Source organism: Cypionkella psychrotolerans, assembly GCF_001294535.1.
GTDB lineage: Bacteria > Pseudomonadota > Alphaproteobacteria > Rhodobacterales > Rhodobacteraceae > Cypionkella > Cypionkella psychrotolerans.
In genome coordinates this window covers 1-18,531 of record NZ_LGIC01000033.1, presented here as the reverse complement: position 1 = coordinate 18,531, position 18,531 = coordinate 1, and the positions used below count along the sequence as shown (strand labels likewise).

The window sequence follows — 18,531 nt, the reverse complement described above, 5'->3', positions numbered from 1 at the left end:
AATGGGGGCGGATATGGTCGAATTTTTCACGGCGGCGGATGGGGCGAAGCTGGCATATGCCGATGAGGGTGCAGGGTTGCCCTTGCTGTGTCTGGCGGGGCTGACGCGGACGATGGGCGATTTCGACTATCTGCGGCCACATCTGCCGCCTGTGCGGTTGATCCGCATGGATTATCGTGGGCGGGGGGAAAGTGCTTGGACGGGGGCTGCGAGCTATACCGTTTTGCAAGAGGCGCAGGATGCTTTGGCGTTGCTGGACCATCTGGGGGTTTCGCGGGCGGCGGTGTTGGGGACATCGCGCGGCGGGTTGATCGGGATGTTGCTGGCGGTTTTGGCGAATGATCGGCTGGCGGGGTTGTGTTTGAACGACATTGGCCCGGTGATTGAGCGCAAAGGGTTGGAGCGGATTTTCGATTACGTCGGGCGCAATCCGTTTGTGAAAACGCATCAGGCTTTGGCCGAGCGGTTGCCGGGGGCGATGCCGGGGTTTGTGGTTGGGGCGGAGCGATGGATCGAGGAGGCGCGGTTGCATTATCGCGAGGAGCCGGAAGGGTTGCGGATCACCTATGATCCGGCGCTGCGCGAGAGTTTTCTGGCGGGGTTTGAGGGGCCAGCGGTGGATGCTTGGCCGTTGTTTGACGCCTGCGCGGGGCTGCCTTTGGCGCTGATCCGGGGGGAGAATTCGGATTTGTTGTCGATGGAAACGGTGGTTGAGATGCAGGCGCGCAGGCCGGATATGATGTTTGGGCAGGTGCCGGACCGGGCGCATATTCCGTTTCTGGATGAGCCGGAAAGTTTGGCGGTGGTGCGGACGTTTCTGGAGGCTTGCAAATGAACATTGAGATGATCCGGGCGGCGGCGGGGCGGCTTGAGGGCCATGCGCGGGTGACGCCTTTGCTCAATGCGCCGTTGCTTGACCGCATCGCCGGACGGCGGGTGTGGGTGAAGGCGGAGTGTCTGCAATGGACTGGCAGTTTTAAATATCGCGGCGGTTGGGCGGCGGTATCGAGCTTGAAGGATGCCAAGGGGGTGATCGCGTTTTCCTCGGGCAATCATGCGCAGGGGGTGGCTTTGGCAGCGCACCAGCATGGCTTGGCGGCGGTGATTGTGATGCCCGCGGATGCGCCATCGGTGAAGATTGAGAACACGCGGGCCTATGGCGCGGAGGTGGTTCTCTATGATCGGGAGACCGAGGGCCGCGATGCGATTGGGGCCAGTCTGGCGGCGGAGCGCGGTCTGGTTTTGGTGAAGCCCTATGATGAGCCGGAGGTGATTGCGGGGCAAGGCTCGGTGGGCCTTGAGATTGTGGCGCAGTTTGAGGCGGGGTTTGGCGGCGAGGCCGAGGTGTTGACCTGTTGCGGTGGTGGCGGGCTGACATCAGGGGTCGCGCTGGCTTGCGAGGGGCGGTTTCGGGTGCGGACCTGTGAGCCTGCGGGGTTTGATGATGTGGCGCGGTCTTTGGCTTTGGGCGAGCGGGTGCGGAATATCGCGCTGGCGGGGTCGATCTGCGATGCGATTGTGACGCCGACTCCGGGCGAGATCACCTTTCCGATCATGCAGCGGCTGTGCGGGCCGGGGTTGGTGGTGACGGATGACGAGGCTTTGCGGGCGATGGTGCTGGCGTTTCAGCATTTGCGCATCGTGTTGGAGCCGGGTGGGGCGGTGGCTTTGGCGGCTGCTTTGTTTCGGGAGGCGCTGCCCGAGACGGTGATTGCGGTGGCTTCGGGGGGTAATGTCGATCCGGCGGTGTTTCGGGGTGCGATGGAGCGGTTTGGCTGATGGGCTTGGTCTATCTCGACGATATTCGGTTGAATGCAGAGGTTTCGGGGCCAGTGGGCGGGCCTGCGGTGGTGCTGTTGCACGCTTTGGGGACCAATCTGACGATCTGGGATGAGGTGGTGAGTTTGCTGCCCTCGGGCTGCCGGGTGTTGCGGTTTGATCAGCGCGGGCATGGGCTGTCGGACGTGCCAGAGCCGCCCTATGCGATGGGGGCGCTGATCCGTGACGGCGAGCGGATGATGGCGCATTTTGGGCTGCGCGATGCGGTGGTGGTTGGGTTAAGTCTGGGCGGGCTGGTGGCGCAGGGGCTGGCGGTGAAGCGGCTCGATTTGGTGCGTGGGATGGTGTTGTCGAATACCGCCGCCAAGATCGGCTCGGTGCAGATGTGGGGCGCGCGGGTGGCTTCGGTGCAGGCCGAGGGGCTGGCGGCTTATGCGCCGGGCGCGATGGAGCGGATGTTTGGGCGGCGCTGGCAGGAGGTGGCGGGGATGCCGCGGGTGCGGGCGATGCTGGAGGGCATGGATGTGCGGGGGTGGGTGGGCTGTGCGAGCGCGATTGCGGGGACGGATTTTTATACGCCGACAGCGGGGCTGACTTTGCCAACTTTGGCGATTGCTGGCGCGCATGATGGCACCACGCCGCCGGATTTGGTGCGCGAGACGGCGGATTTGATTTTGGGCAGCAGGTGGCATCTGATGCGCGGCGCCGGGCATCTGCCGATGGTCGAAAAGCCTGCGGAATATGCTGGGGTGATTGCAGAGTTTTTGCGCTCGATTGGCCATGTTTGAGGTCGTGCTGGTGCATGGTGCGGGCCATGGCGCTTGGGCTTGGGCGCGGGTGATCCCGGCTTTGGCGGCGTTGGGCGTGATGGCGCGGGCAGTGGATTTGCCGGGGCGTGGGGAAGCGGCGTCGCTGGAGGCGCAGGTGGAAGCGCTGGTGGAAGGGTTGCGGTGCCCGAGCGTCTTGGTGGGCCATTCGGCGGGCGGGTTTGCGATCACGGGGGCGGCGGTGTCGCCCTTGGTGCGCGGGTTGGTTTATGTCTGCGGCTATGTGCCCGAGGCGGGGCGGTCTTTGGCCGAGATGCGCAAGGGCTGGGTGGAGCGGCCTTTGGATGGGGCCTTCGTGGTGGACCGGGCGCGCGGGGCGTTTGGGTTTGATCCGGCACTCGCTAAGGATTTGTTTTTTCATGATTGCGCGGATGAATGCGCGCGGCTGTGTTGGGAGGCGTTGGATCCGATGGAGACGGCGCTTGCGGATGTGACGGCTGCGGAGGCGCTGCCTCGGGGCTATATTTCCTGTCTGGACGATCGGGCTATTCCACCGGCGTTTCAGGCCCATATGGCGCGGGGGATTGATCCGCAGAACGGCCTGCCCTGCGGGCATTCGCCATTTTTGGCGATGCCGGAGCGGTTGGCGGGGGAGATCGCTACGATGGTGCGGGGGTTTGGTTGAGGCGTTAGAGCGGGGGCCAGCCCCCGCACCCCCGGGATATTTGAGCACAGAGGATGACAATTTTAATCGAATTGTCGGGAATTTGGTTTATGTCAGACATTCGTTTGATTTGAGGTTTTCATGTTCGCCCGCGCCAATCTGAGTTTGCTGTTCATACTATTTACTGTGGCGCTGGATGCGATTGGCATTGGGCTAATCTTTCCGGTGATGCCAGATTTGATGGAAGACGTGACGCACGCGGGCTTGGGCGAGGCGGCACTTTGGGGCGGCGTTTTGGCGGCCTCGTTTGCGGTGATGCAGTTTTTGTGCGGGCCTTTGGTGGGAAATTTGTCGGACCGCTATGGTCGCAGGCCGGTGCTGTTGGTGTCGCTGGCGGTGATGGCGCTGGATTATGTCGCGATGGCTTTGGCGCATACGGTTTGGTTGTTACTGGCAGCGCGGCTTGTGGCAGGGGTGGCGGCGGCGACACATTCGACGGCGAATGCTTATGTCGCGGATATCTCGCCCCCGGATCAGCGGGCGAAACGGTTTGGGCTGATCGGGGCGGGGTTTGGCATTGGTTTTGTCGCGGGGCCGATGCTGGGCGGCTTGCTGGCCGGGATTGATGTGCGCGCGCCGTTTTGGGCGGCGGCGGGGTTGGCTTTGGCGAATTTGGTGTTTGGCTGGTTTGTGATGCCGGAGAGTTTGGGTTTGCAGAATCGGCGGGGCTTTACCTGGGGTCGCGCCAATCCTTTGGCCTCACTCAGGGCGATCCGGCGGTTGCCAGGGTTAAAGCGCTTGCTGCTGGTCAGTTTTCTTTATGCGGTGACCTTCAACGTTTGGCCCGCGATCTGGTCGTATTACAGCAAGGCGGCGTTTGGTTGGAACGCGCAGTGGATTGGCTTTGCGCTGGCAGCGTTCGGGGTCTGCATGGCTTTGACGCAGGCGTTGCTGGTGGCTCCGATGATCCGGCATTTGGGCGAGCGGCGGACGGCGGCGGTGGGGATGGGGCTAGAGGTGGTGTCCTACGGGTTTTACGGCTTTGCTACCTCGGGGTTCTGGGCACTGGTGTTCACGCCGATTGCGGCTTTGGGCGGGGTGACCGGGCCGAGTTTGCAGGCGATGATGTCACGGGCAGTGCCGGAAAATCAGCAGGGCGAGTTGCAGGGGGTGAATTCGTCGCTGAACGCATTGGCGATGATTATCTCACCCTTGGTGATGACTTGGGTGTTTGGGTTTTTCACTTCGGCTTCCGCGCCGCTTTATCTGCCCGGCGCGCCGTTTCTGCTGTCTGCGACACTTATGGTCGCGGTTGTTATACTCTTTGTCGCGGGAACGCGCGAAGCGGAGCGATCCTAAGTTAGCCTGACCCCAAACAGGGGGTGCTTTATGAAGCTGCGCGATCTTGAGATTTTCACTGTAGCGCCACCAGCGCCGGGCTGGGGCGGGCGCTATTGGACCTTTGTCAAGCTGACCACGGACAATGGCATCGTCGGTTATGGCGAGTGCTATGCCTCGACCGTTGGCCCGCGCGCGATGGATGCGGTGATCCACGATGTGTTTGAGCGGCATATGCTGGGTGAGAACCCGGAGAACATCGAGTTGATGTATCGCCGCGCCTATTCTTCGGGCTTTACCCAGCGGCCTGACCCCACGGTGATGGGGGCGTTTTCGGGGTTGGAGATTGCCTGCTGGGATATCCTTGGCAAGGCGCGTGATCGGCCGGTTTGGGCTCTGCTGGGCGGGATGATGAATGAGAAGGTGCGCTCGTATACCTATCTTTATCCCGAGGCGGGCGAGATCCCGGCGGATTTCTGGGTGAATGCGGATATGGCGGCGGAGGCTGCGGCGCGTTGCGTGAAGCAGGGCTTTACGGCGGTGAAGTTCGATCCGGCTGGCCCCTATACCATTCGCGGCGGGCATGAGCCTGCGATGTCGGATATTTCGCGCTCGGTTGAGTTCTGCAAGAAAATCCGCGAGGCGGTAGGCGACAAGGCCGATCTTTTGTTCGGCACGCATGGGCAATTTACCACGCCGGGGGCGATCCGGCTGGGGGTGGCGATCGAGCCCTATAACCCGCTGTGGTATGAAGAGCCGATCCCGCCGGACAATCTGGCCGAGTTTGCCGAAGTGGCGCGCTCGGTGCGGGTGCCGCTGGCGACGGGGGAACGGTTGACCACCAAGGCCGAATTTGGCGCGCTGTTGCGGCATGGCGGGGTGCGGATTTTGCAACCGGCTTTGGGGCGGGTTGGCGGCATTTGGGAGGCCAAGAAAATCGCGGCGATGGCCGAGGTTTATAACGCCGAGATGGCGCCGCATCTTTATGCGGGCCCGGTGGAATGGGCGGCGAACGTGCATTTTGCGGTGTCGATCCCGAATATCCTGATGGCCGAGACGATCCAGACCGGCGGGGAATTTCATCTGAAGCTGATCAAGAACAGTTTGAAATGGGAGGATGGTTATATCCTGCCGCCCATGGCTCCGGGGTTGGGGATTGAGTTCGACGAGGATGTCGCGCGGGCACATCCTTATACCGGGACAGGCTTGCATTTGCAGATGCAGGAAGCGCCGTGCGATTATCGCCATGGCAATCGGTTTGAGGGCGGTGCGCCTGCGCCGACCACGGTTTGACCGCCTGGTATTGCGGCAGATGATCCAGATATGCGCCGCTTCGGTGCGCAAGTGGCTCCGTTGTGGCGGGGCCACGATTTTTCTCAAAAATCGGCTGTTTGCGGTAACGATTCTCGCGTAAAACACGGCAGTCCTTGAGGATTTCCGCATGACCGATTTTCTGTTGCTGGCGTTCATCTTCCTTGTCGCCGGGGTGTTTGCGGTGCCGATTGCGGCACGGTTGGGCTTGGGCTCGGTGCTGGGTTATCTGATCGCGGGGATTTTGATCAGCCCGGTGTTGGCGATTTTGCAGGTGGATCTGGTTTCGATCCAGCATTTTGCCGAATTCGGCGTGGTGATGATGCTGTTTCTGGTCGGGCTGGAGCTGGAGCCGAAGAACCTGTGGGACATGCGGGCGCGGCTGCTGGGCTTGGGCGGTGGGCAGGTGGCCTTAACCGTGCTGGCGGTGATGGCCGTGGCGATGGCGGTGGGTCAGGTCTGGTCGGTGGCGATGGCGGTGGGGCTGGTGTTTTCGCTGTCATCGACCGCGATTGTTTTGCAGAGTTTGGGCGAAAAGGGCCTGCTGAAAAGCGACGCGGGCCAAGCCAGTTTCGCGGTGCTTTTGACGCAGGATATTGCGGTGATCCCGATGCTGGCGCTGATCCCGCTGCTGGCTTTGCCGGAGTTGCAGGGCACGCATAGCGTGACCGATCATGCCGAGGCGTTCACTTTGGTCGCGGGAATGAATGGCTGGCAGGTGGCTTTGGTCAACATTGCCGCAATCATCGGCGTGGTGCTGGGCGGCAGTTACCTGACCCGTCCAGTGTTCCGGTTTGTCGCCTCGGCGCAGTTGCATGAATTGTTCACGGCGACGGCGTTGATGATGGTGATTGGCATTGCCTTGCTGATGACGCTGGTGGGGTTGTCGCCCGCTTTGGGGACGTTCCTCGCGGGGGTGGTGCTCGCCAACTCTGAGTACCGGCACGAGTTGGAATCCGACATCGACCCGTTCAAGGCGCTGCTGCTGGGGCTATTCTTCATGACCGTTGGGGCCGGGGTGAACTTTGCGCTGCTCTGGGGCAATCTGGGGCAGATTCTGGCGCTGACGCTCGGGCTGATCGCGGTGAAGGTGCTGGTGTTGCTGGTGCTGGGGCGGATTTTCAAGCTGGCTGCGGCGGATAAGTGGTTGTTCGGGCTGGCTTTGGCGCAAGCCGGGGAGTTTGGCTTTGTGCTGATCTCGCTGATGGTGTCGTCGGCGGTTCTGCCTGCGGAAATTGCCGATAAGCTGCTGTTGATCGTGGCTTTGTCGATGCTGCTGACGCCGGGGTTGTTCATCTTTTACGACAAGGTGATCGCCCCGCGCTTTGCCGAGACGGCGCAGCGCGAGGCCGATGAGATCACCGATCCAAGCCATATCATCATCGCAGGGATCGGCCGTGTTGGCGGCTTGGTCAATCGGATGCTGCGGGCGGCAGGGTATCATACCACGGTGATCGACTTCAGCTCTAAACAGTTGGAAATGATGGCTAAATTTGGCGTGAAGGCCTATTTTGGCGATGCCTCACGCCCCGATATTCTGCATTCAGCCGGGATTGCCGAGGCCAAGTTGTTGGTGATTGCGATTGATGATCGCGACCAGATCACCGAAATGGTGCGCCATGCGGTAGCCGCTTATCCGAACCTTCATGTGATCGCGCGGGCGGTGGATCGTAACCATGTTTATGATCTGTGGGCGGCGGGCTGCCGGGATATTATCCGGGAAACCTATGACAGCTCGATCCGCATGGGGCGTTCGGCGTTCGAGGCATTGGGCGCGACACCCGAGCAGGCCGAAGCCATGCGGCAGGTCTATCATGTGGCGGATCAGAAGATCATGCGGGCGATGGCGGATCATTATGACCCGACGATTCCGAACTTTGAGAACGCTGCCTATGTGGCGCGGGCGCGGGAGTTGACGACAGAGGTAGATCAGAAGTTGATCGTGAAATTCGCCGAGATTTTGGGCAAGCCCGCTTTTGAGACGCTGTTGCCGGGGGCCGAGCGCGGCGGGCTGGAGGAGCGCTCTGAGCCGCCGTTGGAAACCGTAGAGCCAGAGCAAGTTTCTGGCTAAGGCCACGTTTGCGGCTAAGCCCACGCTTCCGCCAAAGCCTGTTCAGCCAAGCTGCGACAAAAGCTGTGCCAAGGCTTTGGGATCGGTTGACGCTTGGGTTTCGGCCAGTTCGGCATGAAGTTTGCCGTGCTCGGCGCACCAGAGCGGTGCCGCTTGCGCAATAAGAACGCGCCCTGCCTCGGTCAGCACGGGGCGGCGGGCGCGGGCGTCGGCTTGGTCGGGGATCAAGTGCAATAGCCCGCGTTTCTCAAGGGTTTTCGCGGCGGCGGTCATCGTGGTGGCATCCATCGCCAGAAACTCGGCCAGTTCGCCCAAGCGCGGCTGCCATTGGCCACTGAGGGCCACCAGCATGGAAAATTGACCGTTGGTCAGACCCAAGGGGGCGAACAGGCGGTCAAATCGGCGGGCCAGTTTGCGCGCCGCGCGCTGGGCGGCAAGGCACAGGCATTGATCGCGGATCTGAAGGACGGTTTCGATGGGGAGGCTTGATTGCTGCATTTTATATTGATATCAAACTACTTGGAGCAGGACAAGCGGCGGGTTGTCGCAGGAGGGCAGCATGGCGGATGCACAGTATCGCTGGGTGATCGTGGCGGCGGGCGGGGTGATGGGCTGCGTCGCGATGGGGGCTTTGTTTTCGCTGCCGGTGTTGCTGACGCCGATGGTCGCGGCGACGGGATGGTCGCGGACGGGCATTTCGGCGGCGATGACCTTTGCGTTCTTGTCGATGGCCGCGATGGCGATGATTTGGGGGGCGCTGTCGGATCGGTTTGGCGCGCGGCCGGTGGTGATGGCGGGGGCGGTCTTGTTCTCGACCAGCTTGTGGCTGGCGGGTCATGCGCCGTCTTTGCTGGCGTTTCAGCTGATTTTCGGCGTGTTGGTGGGCGGGTCGGTGGCGGCATTTTTCGCGCCGATGATGGCGACGGTGACGGGGTGGTTTAGCACGCAGCGCTCGCTGGCGGTGTCTTTGGTGTCGGCGGGGATGGGGATGGCGCCTGTCACCATGTCGCCTTTGGCCGCGTGGTTGGTGCAGGGGTATGACTGGCGCACGGTGCTTGCGATTTTGGCGGGGATTGTAGCAGCGGTGACGTTGCCGCTGGCGTTGCTGTTGAAGCGGCCTCCGGTGCAAGCGTTCGCGACGGGGTTTGACGTGCCGGATAGCGCGATGACGGTGCGAGGGGCGGTGCGCTCGCCGCAGTTCATCGTGCTGGTTTTGACGAATTTCTTCTGCTGTGCCACCCATTCGGGCCCGATTTTCCACACCGTCAGCTATGCCGAGATTTGCGGCATTGCGGCGCTGGCAGCGGTGTCGATTTACTCGGTGGAGGGGATCGCAGGCATGTTCGGCCGGATTGGTTTTGGCGTGATGGGGGATCGGTTTGGGGCGAAACGCGTGCTGGTGACGGGACTGCTGGTGCAGGCGTTTGGGGCTTTGGGCTATTTCTTTGCCCGCGATCTGGGGCAGTTTTACGCGGTGGCGGCGCTGTTTGGCTTTATCTACGCCGGGATCATGCCGCTGTATTCCGTACTGGTGCGCGAGAATTTCCCGATGAAAATGATGGGCACCATCATGGGCGGCACTGGCATGGCGGGCAGTTTGGGAATGGCGACCGGGCCAGTGCTCGGCGGTTGGATTTTTGACCAGACGGGGAGTTACGGCGGGCTTTACATCACCTGTTTTGCGCTGGGTTTGGCGGCGTTTGCGGTGGCGATGACGTTCAGGCCGTTTGCCAAGCCGCCTGTGGTGGGGGGGGCTTTGGCGTAGAGGGTGGCCCTGCCCTATCCGGGCAGGGCTATGGGATTAAACCTCAACGCCGCCCTTGACGCCGGTGATGTAGCTGACAATGTCGTTGCCGTCAGTTTCATCGCGGCGCAGCGAGGCCACGATGCGACCGCGACGGAACACCACGATACGGTCGACCAGATCGAACACTTGCCGCAGGTTGTGCGACACAAGGATCAACGGCACGCCGCGCTCTTTCAAACCGCGGATGATATTTTCGACCTGCGCGGTTTCCTGCACGCCCAGCGCCGCCGTGGGTTCGTCCATGATCACCAGTTTGGAAGCAAACGCCGCCGTGCGGGCAATCGAGACGCATTGGCGCTGACCGCCCGACATGTTGCGGATCGGGTTGTCGACGTTGGGGATTTTGACGGCGGTTGTCTTCAGCGCCTCCATGGTCTTTTCGCGCATCGCCTTGCGGTCGAGGATTGAGAACGGGCCGAGTTTCAATTTGAACAGCTCGCGGCCTAGAAACAGGTTCGAGGGCACGTCAAGATCGTCGGCCAAAGCGAGGGTTTGGAACACGGTTTCAATACCGGACTCACGGGCTTGCAGCGGGCCTGCGAAATGCACAGGCGCACCGTCAAAGATCACATCGCCTGCCGAGCGTTGCTCCACCGCCGTAATCTGGCGCACGAAGGTCGATTTGCCGGCACCATTGTCGCCGACCACAGCCACATGTTCGCCGTGGCGCAGGTTGAAATTGGCGTCTTCTAATGCGTGCACACCGCCGTAGCGTTTGGTCAGGCCACGGGTTTCCAGAATGAATTCGCTCATACCCGTGCTCCCCGGCTTTTTTGCCGCCATTGATCCAGCACCACCGCGCCGACGATGATCGCGCCTTTCACCATCTCTTGGTAATAGGCGTCGAGCCTAAGGAAGGTGAAGCCCGAGATGATCACGCCGAAGATCAACGCGCCAATCACCGTGCCGATGATTGATCCCCGCCCGCCTTGCAGCGAAATCCCCCCGATCACCGCCATGGCGATGGCGTCGAGTTCATACATCACCCCCATATTCGCCTGCGCGGTCTGGCCTTTCGACGAAACCACGATGGCGGCGATGGAGGCCAGCATTCCGGCGATGACATAGACCAGCACCTTGTGACGGTCGACGTTGATGCCGGACATCCGCGTCGCTTGTTCATTGGAGCCAATGGCATAGGAGTGTTTGCCGTATTTGGTGTAGGTCATGATCAGATGGAACAGCACCGCCAAGGCGACGAACACGAACACCGGGCGCATCCCGGAACCGATGGCGTTGTAGCTTTCGGTCGGGAAGGAAATCGGGTTGCCGGTGGACCACCAGCGGGCGAAGCCTCGGGCGGAGACCATCATACCCAAAGTGGCGATGAAGGGTGGGATTTTGGTATAGGCGATCAATGCGCCGTTGATGAGACCCGCCAGCAACCCGCAGGCGAGGCCGACGAGGATTGGCACCAGAATGGGCAAATCCATCGCCCAATCGCCGAAGATCGCTTTCGGGTTGGGGTTGCCGTTGACCAGAGCGGTCTGTGCGAAGCTCATCGCGACCATGGCGGTGGCGCCGACGATGGAGCCGGACGACAGATCAATGCCGCCGGTGATGATCACTTGCGTCACACCAATGGCGATGATGCCGACGGTGGCGACTTGCAGGATGATGATCGACAGGCGCTGGGTGTTGAACAGGCCCGTAGTACCCTCGCGGCTATTGAACAGAAAGCTTTCACCGATGATCAGGCGGCCGAGGATCTCAAACGCCGCAACGATGATCACGAACGCGATAAACACGTTCAACTCTTGCGGGCGGGCTTTCTTCGATGGATCGTATTTCAGGCCACCTAGGCCATGCGTCGGCTCTGCCACGGGCTTCTCTCCCCCATATGTCACATGAAAACGGTCTTCGCCCTGCGTTTCCCTGCGCGGGGTAAGACGAAGGGCGATACCTTGACGGTATCGCCCCTCTTTCCCGTTAAGGATTAGTTCTTGGCGGCGTAGTCAGCGACGTTCGCCGGGGTCACCAATTCGAACGGCACATAGACCTTATGCTCGACAGCTTCGCCTTTCGACAGCTTGACGGCAGCATCCAATGCGCCTGCGCCCTGCCCTGCTGCGTTCTGGAACACGGTTGCGTCCAGATCACCCGCCTGCATCGCGGCCAGAGCGTCTTGGGTGGCATCCACGCCGCCGACGACGACCGACTTCATGTCGATATTGGCGGCTTTCATCGCCTGAATCGCACCAATCGCCATCTCGTCATTGTTGGCGATCACGCCATCAAACGCAGCGCCAGCCGACAGCCAGTTGGTCATCAGGGTTTGCGCTTGGTCGCGCGACCAGTTGGCAGTTTGCTCGTCAATGATGTTGATCTTTACGCCGCAATCCGGGCCGCCGATCACATCATGGATGTCTGCGGTGCGCTGTACGGCGGCTTGGTTGGAAAGCTCGCCCATCATCACATAAACATTGGCTTCGGTCTTGCCCGCTTCTTTGAACAGGCGGCACACTTCTTTGGTCTCCAAGGTGCCACTATCGACTTCATTCGAGGCGACGAAGGCTTGGTTGGCCGGAAGCGTGTCAACGTTGATCGGCTGACGGTTGACATAAACCAGCGGGATGTTGGCAGCGGCAGCGGCATCCGACATCGCTTGGGTCGCGGAAGTGTCCACCGGGTTGACGATGATCGCGGTGACGCCGGAGGCAATGAAATTGTTGATCTGGTCCAACTGCTTGGCCACGTCGTTTTGCGCATCTTCGATCTGCACTTTCAGACCAGCAGCATCGGCTTGCTTCTGAATGCCGTTGCGCAGAACGGTCAGGAAGTTGTCGTCAAACAGCGCCATCGACACGCCGATGCCGTCCGCCATCGCGCTGGTGCCCATCAAAGCGATGAAGCCCGCGGTCAAAAGGGTCTTTTTCATGTGTCTCTCCTCCACAAGTCGGTGTCCGGCACACCGTTTTTGGCCGGACCGCCCTCTCCCAAGGGCGGTATTCTGCCGCGTCAGGCTGTAACGCCCGCGCGGATGAATGCGATAGATGCCGTCAGCGCGGATTTGGGGTCAGCCAGATCGTGCACTGATGCGGCGAAAGGTTCGTAGCTGATCGCACCCGTGTAGCCTGCGGCACGCAAGGCGCGGATCTGGGCGACGTTGCCGAGCAGGTCATCGGCATCGACCAGAACCCGGTGCGGGTCGCGCATGTCATTGACATAGATGCTGTCCTTGACGCCCGAGACATGCACGATGCCGGTCAGCTCCGGGTAGATCGGGCCACCACCCGCGAGGGCGTGGTGGAAGGTGTCATGTACGATGAAATAGGTGCCTTTGCCGCCGACGGCTTCGATCACTTCGGCCAGAATATCTTTGTAGCGCAAGCTGCACACTTCAAAGCCTAGCGGTTCAACCATGGCTTTGAGACCGTAAGATTGCAGCATCGGCAGCAGGGCGCGCAGGGCGGTTTCGGTGACTTGGCGGCTGTCTGCGCGCGAGGTCGCCACATTGTCGTTGCGCGGGATCAGGCTGATGGCCTCGGCCCCGCAGGCCTTGGCGATTTTCATCAGATCGTCGGCCTCGGCGCGTTTGGCGTCCGACCAATCGTTGAACATTTTGACCTCGGCCAGCGCGAGGATGCGCAAACCGCGGGCTTTGGCGGCGTTGCCCACTTCGGCGGGGTCGGCACCGTCGAACAGCGCGGTCTTGAAATCATTGCGGAATTCGACGCCGACGCAGCCCAAGGACTGCGCGAGATCAAGAAAGGCCAGCCAGCCCAGTTTCGGTGTGGTCATATGGTTCAGCGCGAAAGGCAGCATGTTCGGAGATTCCTCGACTCAGAACCCCTCCTCGGGTCCGTTTTGACACTGTCGTGGAATTGATATTCTATTTCAAGTCGCAATTCTTCTATTGGTTCTATTTAGAGAGGCGAAGTCTGATGTGTTTTGACGATATTTTCGCGCGATCCTCTGATCGCGTCCAGAATATCGGGCCAACGCTGTGGGTTAGACAGACTCGGCCACATGCAGATCGGGTGGCAGGAAATGCTGCAAGCCGCCGGGACCACGGCCTTCGGTGGCGGCGCGGGTCATGATCAGCATCAGATCGCGGCAGAGCTTTTCCAGCGGGGTATCCACCGTCAATGTAATCAGCCCCTCAGCCAGTCCAGCGCGCGACTCCGGGGTCAGGGCAGAGACCACCAGTGCGACATCGCCCGCAGACCGGGCCTCGCGCAGCGCCGCGATGGCGCCCTCCATGCCGCCACCAGCCACATAGATGCCGCGCAGATCGGGTTGACGGGCCAGCAGGTTGAGGGTGGCTTCATAGGTCAGCTGGCGGGTCTCAAGGTTAACCAGCGTGTCCAGAACCGTCAAATGCGGCGCACATTCGCGCAGGTAGCCGCGAAATCCGGTCTCACGCAGTTCATGGCCGTGCCAGCGGTGGCCGCCGACAAACAGCGCCATCACGCCGGGTTTTCGGGCGGTTTGATGCATGAACCAGCCCGCAGTTCGGCCCACTTTCAGGTTATTCAGCCCCAAATAGCCCGCGCGTGCGCCTTGGGCGAAGTCCGACAGCAAGGAAAACACCGCGAGGCCTGTGCTGGAAAGTTCCTCGACTGCCGCCGTCACTTCGGGGTGGTTCACGGCGGTGGCGGCCAGCACATCGCAGCGCCCCGCCATGGCGCGCAGGGCTGCTGCCATCTCGCCGGGGGCTTGGCTGCTGGAAAATTCCAGCACCAGACGGCCTTGCACGCCGGGAGCCTGTGCCACGGCACGATGCAGGGCCTCGGCGAAGGCTTTGTAGAAATCCTGCCCCTGTTTGTGCAGCACAACGCCAAAGCGGATTTCGCGCAGATCAACCGGGCGCGGCGAAAGGCGGCGCGCGGCAGGATGGCCGATGCGCTCGGCGGCGGCAATGATCTGGGCGCGGGTGTCTTCGCGCACAGGCTCGCGTCCGTTCAGCACGCGGTCCACCGTGGCGATGGAAACCCCCGCCGCGCGCGCCAAATCTGCCATGCCCAAACGTTTCATCACGACCCCCTGATGGGTTTTCATCACCAATACGGGCATTCTGACGAGATATGATGAGAAATGCCAGAGCCTAGCTTGGCAGAAATGGAATATATCTTCTATCCTAGCCGCAGAATTGGTCGGAGAGGGGGAGCTTCTATGACAAAGCGCGATTATTCACTGCTGGGCCCGGACGGGGCGCGGGCGGTTGAGACAGGGTTAGCGGCAGCCGAATGGTATCACACAGAGGTGCCGCGCAAAGAGATGAAGGCGCTGATGCAGCGTTCCGATAGCCCGGCGATCCGGGATACTGTGTTGTTGTATGGGCTGATGATCACCTTTGCCGGGATCGGGATCTACCTGTGGCCGTCGTGGTGGTCGGCACCGTTCTGGCTGGCTTATGGCGTGCTTTATGGCTCGGCTTCTGACAGCCGTTGGCATGAATGTGGCCATGGCACGGCGTTCAAAACCCCATGGATGAACAATGTGGTGTTTGAAATCGCCAGTTTCATGATCATGCGCAACTCGGCGACATGGCGGTGGAGCCATGCGCGCCACCACACCGACACCTATATCGTCGGGCGTGACCCGGAGATTGCCATCATGCGCCCGGTGGTGTTTGCCAAAATAATCGCCGGGTTCTTCGGGCTACCGGATGTGGCCGCCTTCATTCCCCGCATGTTATACAATGCCTTCATCGGCGTGCATCCGACCGAGAAAACCTTCGTGCCGGAAAGCGAATGGCCAAAGGTGGTGCGGGTGGCACGGATTTCGACGCTGATTTATGGCGCAACGATTGCACTGGCGCTTTGGATGGGCTCCATTCTGCCGCTTATGGTGATCGGCCTGCCCCGGCTTTATGGCGCGTGGCATCATGTGATGACCGGGTTGTTGCAGCATGGTGGGCTGGCCGACAATGTGATCGACCATCGGCTGAACTCGCGGACGGTGTATATGAACCCGGTCAGCCGGTTCATCTATTGGAACATGAATTACCATGTCGAGCATCACATGTTCCCGATGGTGCCGTATCACGCCCTGCCCCGGCTGCACGCAGCGATCAAGCATGACTTGCCCGCGCCGAATACCTCGATTGCGCAAGCGTTTAAGGAGATGTGGCCTGCACTGCGGCGGCAGTTGGCCTATGAGGATTATTTCCTGAAGCGAGATCTGCCCGCCAGTGCCAAACCCTACCGTGAAGATTTCCACCTGGCCGCGCTTGGCGCCGCCCCTGCTGCTGCGGAGTAGAACATGACCCAATGGATCGACGCTTGTGCCACCGATGACATCGACGCGGAGGATCTGATCCGCTTCGATCATGCCGGGGCGACCTATGCGATTTATCACGCGCCGGATGGCAAGTTTTACGCCACGGCGGGCAAATGCACGCATGAGGCGGTGCATTTGGCAGACGGGCTGGTGATGAACTATGTGATCGAGTGCCCGAAGCACAACGGCCAGTTTGACTACCGCACCGGAGAGGCAAAACGTGCCCCGGTCTGCGTCAATCTGAAAACCTATCCGGTGAAGGTTGAGGACAATCGCGTCTTCATTCAGGTGGCTTGAATGGCACGCTTAACCGTTAAGGATTTGCTGGATGCACGCGGCAAGCATCAATTTGCCATGCTGCGGGTGGAGACTCTGGACGAGGCGGAGGCCGCGGAAAAGGCCGGGGTTGAGTTGCTGTCGATCCCGCCCGCGATGATCCTAGATCGGCAGTTTCGCGATGCCGCCCCGAACGCCTTCGCGTTTCCGGGGGATAATTTCTACGAGATCGGCGATACGGCGGATTTCCTGAAATGGGCGTTTCCCCTGTTTAAGGCGGGGGCGGATGGATTCTATTGCTCGGGCTCGTTGCAGACGGTGAAGGCGATGGCGGATCATGGTTTTCCGGTCTGCGGCCATGTCGGGCTGATCCCGTCAAAGCGGACGTGGACGGGGGGCTTTAAGGCGGTGGGCAAGACTTTGGCCTCGGCTCAGCTGGTCTATCAGCAGTGCAAGGCGTTGGAGCAGGCCGGCGCGTTTGCGGTGGAGATTGAAGTGGTGCCGCATTCGATCACCGAAGCGATTGCCGCGAAAACCGGGCTGTTCCTGATCTCGATGGGGGCCGGGCCTGCGGGCCATGCGCAATATCTGTTCAGCGATGATGTGTTGGGGCAAACCTCGGGCCATGTGCCGCGCCATGCCAAACGCTACGCCGATTTCGCCAGCGAACACGCGCGGTTGCAGCAAATGCGGATCACGGCGATGACGGCTTTCGCCAGCGATGTGCATGGCGGAGCCTATCCTGCGCCGCAATATATGGTGGATAGCGATGCTGATGTGGTGGCCGAGTTTCGCGAGTGGCTGGAGCGGCAAGACTAGCTCCGTCTGGAACGAAAGCGCGGGTGGCGGGTTAACGCCCGCTGCCCTTTGAATTGGAACACACCATGACCCTGCGCCTCTGCCTTGCAACGGCCCTTATCCTGTCCAGCGCCGCAGCTGGGGCCGTTACCCCGGATTACACTGATGATCGCTCTACACCGTTGGCCGTGGTGGCTTCGCTTTACAATGCGCTGAACCGACAGGAATATCTGCGGGGCTGGAGCTATTTTGCCGAAGGAGCCGTCACGGATTACCCCTCATTTCGAGAGGGTTATCAAGATACCACGGTGATTGACGTGGCCTTTGGTGCGGTGACATCCGAGGGGGCGGCGGGCACGATCTTCAGCACGGTGCCGGTGGCGATTGGGGCACACCGGGCTGATGGGTCAGAGGTCTTTTTCAATGGCTGCTACACGCTGTCGCAGGTGCAGCCCGCCGTGCAAGAAATTCCGCCGTTCCGCCCAATTCAGATTAAGGAAGGCCATCTGCGCCCGGCCAAGTCGCTGGATATTCCAGCGGATGCTTGCAATGCCAATGAGCCATAAGAGTGCCCGCCGAATCGGTCGACGCAGATAATCATCATAAAATACCAATATAAAACAATTAGTTAAAAGACTGCGATCTGATCTCTGGCCATAAACGTGTACATTAGGTGTTTGATCCCACGGTTTGATGGTGCGATCCTTTCTCAGGCATGGAAGGAAGCAACATGGGACAGGTTCGTCCCGGGAGCGCCACGATCCCGTTGCCCGGTAGGTGAATGCATGCATTCGCCGAGAGGGGCGCACGCCGTCAGAGCCGCAATACAGCGATCACAAGCTTCGCTCGCGCAGTTGAGCCGCGAGCGGGGCATCAACCCCAAGACGGTGGCGAAATGGCGCAAGCGCGCGCCGGTCGAGGATATGAAGACCGGGCCGTCGGAGCCGCGGTCCACCGTTCTGACAAAGGCCGAAGAGGCGATGGTCGTCGCATTCCGGCGCCGTACGCTGCTGCCGCGGGATGACTGCCTCTATGCATTGCAACCGTCGATCCCGCACCTGACCCGTTCGGCGCTGCACCGGTGTCTGCAACGGCACGGCATCTCCCGCCTGCCTGATGTCGAGGGCGAGAAGCCGAAGCGCCAGAAGTTCAAGCGCTGCCCGATCCATTGGCCGACAGGCGGGTTCTTTCACATCCGCTGCCCTCTCGTGGTTTGCGTGCAAACCACGAGAGGGGACATCGCTGAGATGCAGACCGCTGAAGGCAAGCTCTCGCTCTTCGTCGGCATCGACCGGACTGCCAAGTTCGCCGTCGCGCAACGCGTTGCAACGGCTGACAGACGCACCGTCTGGGAGTTCGTGCAACACATGCTCGAAGTCGTGCCCTATCAGGTTCATACCATTCTCCCCGATCGAGCCATTGGAAGCGCCACGGGTTCAAGCCCAATGGCGAGGGGCATCCCGTTCGCCGAGCAACCCCGGAACCGCAATACGAT

18 protein-coding genes and 1 pseudogene are annotated in these 18,531 nt (G+C 60.9%); 13 read left to right on the top strand and 6 right to left on the bottom strand.

Annotated elements, in window-relative coordinates; translation table 11 throughout:
- The first annotated feature begins 13 nt into the window (after positions 1-13).
- From AKV04_RS06445 to AKV04_RS06415, 7 genes are all read left to right on the top strand, one after another.
- Positions 14-835: an alpha/beta fold hydrolase gene (locus tag AKV04_RS06445; protein WP_054005642.1), complete on the top strand. Its 822-nt coding sequence runs from the start codon at positions 14-16 to the stop codon at positions 833-835.
- Complete coding sequence (locus AKV04_RS06440) at positions 832-1,779, top strand: threonine ammonia-lyase (RefSeq protein WP_054005641.1); 948 nt, start codon at positions 832-834, stop codon at positions 1,777-1,779. Before AKV04_RS06445 ends, AKV04_RS06440 begins: the two co-directional genes overlap by 4 nt.
- Positions 1,779-2,567 carry an alpha/beta fold hydrolase gene (locus AKV04_RS06435; protein ID WP_054005640.1) on the top strand — a complete coding sequence of 263 codons (789 nt, stop codon included), beginning with the start codon at positions 1,779-1,781 and terminating at the stop codon, positions 2,565-2,567. The genes AKV04_RS06440 and AKV04_RS06435 overlap by 1 nt, the downstream gene beginning before the upstream one ends.
- Positions 2,560-3,231, top strand: a complete 672-nt coding sequence (locus AKV04_RS06430) for an alpha/beta fold hydrolase (protein ID WP_054005639.1) — start codon at positions 2,560-2,562, stop codon at positions 3,229-3,231. Before AKV04_RS06435 ends, AKV04_RS06430 begins: the two co-directional genes overlap by 8 nt.
- Before the next feature lie 120 nt (positions 3,232-3,351).
- Positions 3,352-4,569, top strand: coding sequence for a TCR/Tet family MFS transporter (locus AKV04_RS06425; protein ID WP_054005638.1), 1,218 nt, complete (start codon positions 3,352-3,354; stop codon positions 4,567-4,569).
- A gap of 30 nt (positions 4,570-4,599) precedes the next feature.
- Entirely contained in the window at positions 4,600-5,841 is a 1,242-nt protein-coding gene (locus tag AKV04_RS06420) for a mandelate racemase/muconate lactonizing enzyme family protein (RefSeq protein WP_054005637.1), read from the top strand.
- Positions 5,842-5,989: 148 nt separating this feature from the next.
- Complete coding sequence (locus AKV04_RS06415; RefSeq protein WP_082351541.1) at positions 5,990-7,930, top strand: cation:proton antiporter domain-containing protein; 1,941 nt, start codon at positions 5,990-5,992, stop codon at positions 7,928-7,930.
- Between the two features lie 42 nt (positions 7,931-7,972).
- Here AKV04_RS06415 and AKV04_RS06410 read toward each other — a convergent pair whose 3' ends face one another.
- On the bottom strand, positions 7,973-8,428 hold the full coding sequence (locus AKV04_RS06410; RefSeq protein WP_054005636.1) for a MarR family winged helix-turn-helix transcriptional regulator: 456 nt from the start codon (positions 8,426-8,428) through the stop codon (positions 7,973-7,975).
- 61 nt (positions 8,429-8,489) lie between these two features.
- Between AKV04_RS06410 and AKV04_RS06405 the strand changes: the two genes are divergently transcribed.
- Positions 8,490-9,695 carry an MFS transporter gene (locus AKV04_RS06405; RefSeq protein ID WP_054005635.1) on the top strand — a complete coding sequence of 402 codons (1,206 nt, stop codon included), beginning with the start codon at positions 8,490-8,492 and terminating at the stop codon, positions 9,693-9,695.
- 36 nt (positions 9,696-9,731) lie between these two features.
- Here AKV04_RS06405 and AKV04_RS06400 read toward each other — a convergent pair whose 3' ends face one another.
- The 5 genes from AKV04_RS06400 to AKV04_RS06380 all read right to left on the bottom strand — a co-directional run bounded on the left by AKV04_RS06400 (position 9,732) and on the right by AKV04_RS06380 (position 14,714).
- Positions 9,732-10,490 carry an ATP-binding cassette domain-containing protein gene (locus tag AKV04_RS06400; protein WP_054005634.1) on the bottom strand — a complete coding sequence of 253 codons (759 nt, stop codon included), beginning with the start codon at positions 10,488-10,490 and terminating at the stop codon, positions 9,732-9,734.
- On the bottom strand, positions 10,487-11,560 hold the full coding sequence (locus tag AKV04_RS06395) for an ABC transporter permease (protein ID WP_054005633.1): 1,074 nt from the start codon (positions 11,558-11,560) through the stop codon (positions 10,487-10,489). The genes AKV04_RS06400 and AKV04_RS06395 overlap by 4 nt, the downstream gene beginning before the upstream one ends.
- 113 nt (positions 11,561-11,673) lie before the next feature.
- Complete coding sequence (locus AKV04_RS06390) at positions 11,674-12,615, bottom strand: sugar ABC transporter substrate-binding protein (RefSeq protein WP_054005632.1); 942 nt, start codon at positions 12,613-12,615, stop codon at positions 11,674-11,676.
- 80 nt (positions 12,616-12,695) lie between these two features.
- Entirely contained in the window at positions 12,696-13,502 is an 807-nt protein-coding gene (locus AKV04_RS06385) for a TIM barrel protein (RefSeq protein WP_054005631.1), read from the bottom strand.
- Between the two features lie 186 nt (positions 13,503-13,688).
- Complete coding sequence (locus tag AKV04_RS06380) at positions 13,689-14,714, bottom strand: LacI family DNA-binding transcriptional regulator (RefSeq protein ID WP_054005856.1); 1,026 nt, start codon at positions 14,712-14,714, stop codon at positions 13,689-13,691.
- A 138-nt stretch (positions 14,715-14,852) separates the two neighbouring features.
- Between AKV04_RS06380 and AKV04_RS06375 the strand changes: the two genes are divergently transcribed.
- From AKV04_RS06375 to AKV04_RS06355, 5 genes and pseudogenes are all read left to right on the top strand, one after another.
- Positions 14,853-15,941, top strand: a complete 1,089-nt coding sequence (locus AKV04_RS06375) for a fatty acid desaturase family protein (RefSeq protein WP_054005630.1) — start codon at positions 14,853-14,855, stop codon at positions 15,939-15,941.
- Between the two features lie 3 nt (positions 15,942-15,944).
- Entirely contained in the window at positions 15,945-16,259 is a 315-nt protein-coding gene (locus tag AKV04_RS06370; RefSeq protein ID WP_054005629.1) for a MocE family 2Fe-2S type ferredoxin, read from the top strand.
- Positions 16,260-17,057: a 3-methyl-2-oxobutanoate hydroxymethyltransferase gene (locus tag AKV04_RS06365; protein WP_054005628.1), complete on the top strand. Its 798-nt coding sequence runs from the start codon at positions 16,260-16,262 to the stop codon at positions 17,055-17,057.
- Between the two features lie 65 nt (positions 17,058-17,122).
- Positions 17,123-17,602, top strand: coding sequence for a hypothetical protein (locus tag AKV04_RS06360; protein WP_054005627.1), 480 nt, complete (start codon positions 17,123-17,125; stop codon positions 17,600-17,602).
- A 219-nt stretch (positions 17,603-17,821) separates the two neighbouring features.
- Positions 17,822-18,531, top strand: a pseudogene (locus AKV04_RS06355) (hypothetical protein); the annotation flags it as partial.

Bases quoted from the DNA above. Each gene is read 5' to 3' on its own strand.
- AKV04_RS06420 (WP_054005637.1), top strand. From the start codon at position 4,600: ATGAAGCTGCGCGATCTTGAGATTTTCACTGTAGCGCCACCAGCGCCG.
- AKV04_RS06425 (WP_054005638.1), top strand. From the start codon at position 3,352: ATGTTCGCCCGCGCCAATCTGAGTTTGCTGTTCATACTATTTACTGTG.
- AKV04_RS06385 (WP_054005631.1), bottom strand. From the start codon at position 13,502: ATGCTGCCTTTCGCGCTGAACCATATGACCACACCGAAACTGGGCTGG.
- AKV04_RS06405 (WP_054005635.1), top strand. From the start codon at position 8,490: ATGGCGGATGCACAGTATCGCTGGGTGATCGTGGCGGCGGGCGGGGTG.
- AKV04_RS06445 (WP_054005642.1), top strand. From the start codon at position 14: ATGGTCGAATTTTTCACGGCGGCGGATGGGGCGAAGCTGGCATATGCC.
- AKV04_RS06415 (WP_082351541.1), top strand. From the start codon at position 5,990: ATGACCGATTTTCTGTTGCTGGCGTTCATCTTCCTTGTCGCCGGGGTG.
- AKV04_RS06390 (WP_054005632.1), bottom strand. From the start codon at position 12,615: ATGAAAAAGACCCTTTTGACCGCGGGCTTCATCGCTTTGATGGGCACC.
- AKV04_RS06365 (WP_054005628.1), top strand. From the start codon at position 16,260: ATGGCACGCTTAACCGTTAAGGATTTGCTGGATGCACGCGGCAAGCAT.
- AKV04_RS06360 (WP_054005627.1), top strand. From the start codon at position 17,123: ATGACCCTGCGCCTCTGCCTTGCAACGGCCCTTATCCTGTCCAGCGCC.
- AKV04_RS06430 (WP_054005639.1), top strand. From the start codon at position 2,560: ATGTTTGAGGTCGTGCTGGTGCATGGTGCGGGCCATGGCGCTTGGGCT.
- AKV04_RS06435 (WP_054005640.1), top strand. From the start codon at position 1,779: ATGGGCTTGGTCTATCTCGACGATATTCGGTTGAATGCAGAGGTTTCG.
- AKV04_RS06370 (WP_054005629.1), top strand. From the start codon at position 15,945: ATGACCCAATGGATCGACGCTTGTGCCACCGATGACATCGACGCGGAG.
- AKV04_RS06400 (WP_054005634.1), bottom strand. From the start codon at position 10,490: ATGAGCGAATTCATTCTGGAAACCCGTGGCCTGACCAAACGCTACGGC.
- AKV04_RS06410 (WP_054005636.1), bottom strand. From the start codon at position 8,428: ATGCAGCAATCAAGCCTCCCCATCGAAACCGTCCTTCAGATCCGCGAT.
- AKV04_RS06380 (WP_054005856.1), bottom strand. From the start codon at position 14,714: ATGAAACGTTTGGGCATGGCAGATTTGGCGCGCGCGGCGGGGGTTTCC.
- AKV04_RS06440 (WP_054005641.1), top strand. From the start codon at position 832: ATGAACATTGAGATGATCCGGGCGGCGGCGGGGCGGCTTGAGGGCCAT.
- AKV04_RS06375 (WP_054005630.1), top strand. From the start codon at position 14,853: ATGACAAAGCGCGATTATTCACTGCTGGGCCCGGACGGGGCGCGGGCG.